Source organism: uncultured Lamprocystis sp., from assembly GCF_903933125.1.
Lineage (GTDB): Bacteria > Pseudomonadota > Gammaproteobacteria > Chromatiales > Chromatiaceae > Thiodictyon.
This window is the reverse complement of sequence record NZ_CAIZIZ010000016.1, coordinates 1-2,417: the sequence shown is the minus strand read 5'-3', so window position 1 is coordinate 2,417 and position 2,417 is coordinate 1. Positions and strand designations below refer to the sequence as shown.

The window sequence follows — 2,417 nt, the reverse complement described above, 5'->3', positions numbered from 1 at the left end:
GGCGTCAATGAGGCCATCGTGCAGGTGGGGCAGCACGACCTGCCGTTCGGCGGCGTCGGCGCGAGCGGCATGGGGCACTACCATGGCTACGAGGGCTTCCTGACCTTCTCGAAGCTGCGGCCGGTCTTTCGCCAGGCGCGCGTCTCATCGATCCAGGCGGTGCTGCAGCCGCCCTACGGAAAGCTCGCGAAGTTTGCCTTGGACTGGATGTTCAGGTTGCGAGGCTAGCCCCCATCGGCGCCGACCTGCACGCCATGCTCAAGCGCGCCGCCGAAATCCGGGGCGTCGCCATGACGGACTTCGTCGTTGCCGCGGTCCAGGAGGCCGCCCAACGGACCATCGCGGAGGCCGAGGTCATCCGCCTCTCCTTGGCCGATTCGGAGCGCTTCGCCGCGGCCATCTTATCCCCGCCGCCGCGTCGGGTTCCCCAATCAAGGCCGGTCGCAAGCGCTAGTCGTTCGGGTCGACCCCGAGCGCCCTGAGTCGCTGCGCAAGCTGCTCGGCGCGCTGGTGCTCCTGCTCGGCGCGTTGGTCGGCCTGTTCGGCGCGCTCCTGCGCCTGCTCGGCACGCCGCCGCTCCTGCTCGGCGCGTTCGTCGGCCTGCTCGGCGCGCAATCGCTCCTGCTCGGCTTGCCGTGCCAGCTCGACCGGACTGCGGAAGGGACGGCCCGCCGGGTCGAAGATCTCCAGGGTTTCCGGAAGCACGGCAAAGCGAATCCCGAGCCGCGGGCTCGTCCAGCCGTTCAGGTGGGACATCTGCCGCAGGCTGGCCCCTTGGCGCAGCCAGATCTCCAGCCGATTGTGCTCGGGGTCGTAGACATAGTATTCCTCGACCCCATAGGTGTCGTAGAACTCCAGCTTGTCGCGCATCTCCTTGACGCTGTTCGACGGCGACATGATCTCGAAGACCACCGCAGGTGCGATGCCGCCTTCCTCCCATTGCCGGTACGAGCCGCGCGGGCCCTTGGGTCGGCCGAAGGCGATCATGGCGTCCGGTGCCAGGGGGCCGATGAGCCGCCGGTCCGGCACCGGGTACCAGAAGAGATCCCCGGCGACGAAGACATCGGCGCGATCCGCGAACAGGATCTCCAGGTTCTCCTTGATCTTGACGATCCAATCGAACTGCAGCGTATTCTCCGCCATCGGTGCTCCGTCGCTCTCCGGGTAGGGATCATCCGGGTCGATACGTAACAAGGGGTTCATGGCACTGGCTCCGGGCCGGTGTGGCGGCCCCAGGGTGGTCCGGTCTGCCGGCTGCGCCGACACGGTCAATCATTCCAAGAAGCATCGCTACGCGCAAGCCGCGCTGCGCAAAGAAACCCCCGGCGGAGCCGACCCGCTCGCCGACGACCTCGGCGTGCCGAAGACGTCGACCGGACGCTTGGTCGAGCGGGTCCGGGCCGGGTTTCCCTTCCCCGAGTTGGAGTGGATTAGGTGGTCGGGATTCCCGGGACAAGGAAATCGCGCGAAAGCCCATGGTTTTTGTATTGCCGCAAGAAAGGCAGGGAATCGTGGTCTGTCCCTGAGGTATCCCCACGAAATAACTTTCTCTATCAGCGAGATAGAGACGCTGTGAATGGCTGGCAGAGGCCCTGACGCCGGGATTCCGCTAACTTACTGATGTCTAGATCAAGTTCGTGGGGATACCTCAGGGTCTGTCCCCGGTATTCCGTACCGGCTCCAGCGGTGTCGGACGCGCCGTCATGGCTTCGGCGGCGGCGAACCTTTGTCCGGTGACGCTCGAGCTCGGCGGTAAGGCCCCGGCGGTGGTCGCGCCCGACTTTCCGCTGGCGACGGCCGCCGAGCGCATCCTCTGGGCCAAGTGCATGAACGCCGGTCAGGTGTGCGTCAACGTCGATTACCTGTTCTTGCCCGAAGCGAGTACCGACGTGTTCGTCGCGCATGCCAAGCGGCTCGTCGCAGAGCGGTATCCCGATCTGAACGGCCCGGACTACACCACGATCATCGATCAGCCTGCCTTTGATCGGCTCGTCGCGACGCTCGCGGATGCGCAGGCGCGCGGGGCGACCGTCATCAACCTGGCGCCGGACCAGCAGCTCGATGCCCGTCGCCGAAAGTTCGCCCCGCACATTGTGCTCGGGGTGAGCGACGAGATGACGATCATGAAGGAGGAGATCTTTGGGCCGATCTTGCCCGTCAAACCGTATCGCGAGGCCGATGAGGTCATCGCTTACGTCAACGCTCACGATCGCCCGCTCGCGTTCTATCCGTTCACCAACGACAAGCGACTCGCCGAGCGGTACATCACCGAGGTTCTCTCGGGCAGCGTCGGCGTCAATGAGGCCATCGTGCAGGTGGGGCAGCACGACCTGCCGTTCGGCGGCGTCGGCGCGAGCGGCATGGGGCACTACCATGGCTACGAGGGCTTCCTGACCTTCTCGAAGCTGCGGCCGGTC

The 2,417-nt window shown here is 65.7% G+C and carries 3 protein-coding genes and 1 pseudogene; 3 read left to right on the top strand and 1 reads right to left on the bottom strand.

What is annotated here, in order from left to right:
- Both QZY03_RS00800 and QZY03_RS00795 read left to right on the top strand, forming a co-directional pair.
- Positions 1–228, top strand: a pseudogene (locus QZY03_RS00800) (coniferyl-aldehyde dehydrogenase); the annotation flags it as partial.
- The gene (locus tag QZY03_RS00795) at positions 147–482 is read left to right on the top strand and encodes a DUF1778 domain-containing protein (RefSeq protein ID WP_367116242.1); all 336 of its coding nucleotides are present in this window, start codon (positions 147–149) and stop codon (positions 480–482) included. The pseudogene QZY03_RS00800 and the gene QZY03_RS00795, both read left to right, overlap by 82 nt.
- On the opposite strand, the gene QZY03_RS00790 is transcribed toward QZY03_RS00795, so the two are convergent.
- On the bottom strand, positions 451–1,203 hold the full coding sequence (locus QZY03_RS00790; protein WP_295577219.1) for a Uma2 family endonuclease: 753 nt from the start codon (positions 1,201–1,203) through the stop codon (positions 451–453). The two genes, QZY03_RS00795 and QZY03_RS00790, sit on opposite strands and share 32 nt — an antisense overlap.
- A 434-nt stretch (positions 1,204–1,637) precedes the next feature.
- Here QZY03_RS00790 and QZY03_RS00785 point away from each other — a divergent pair.
- Positions 1,638–2,417, top strand: a 780-nt coding sequence (locus QZY03_RS00785; protein WP_295577217.1) for an aldehyde dehydrogenase family protein, incomplete at its 3' end; no start/stop codon positions are given.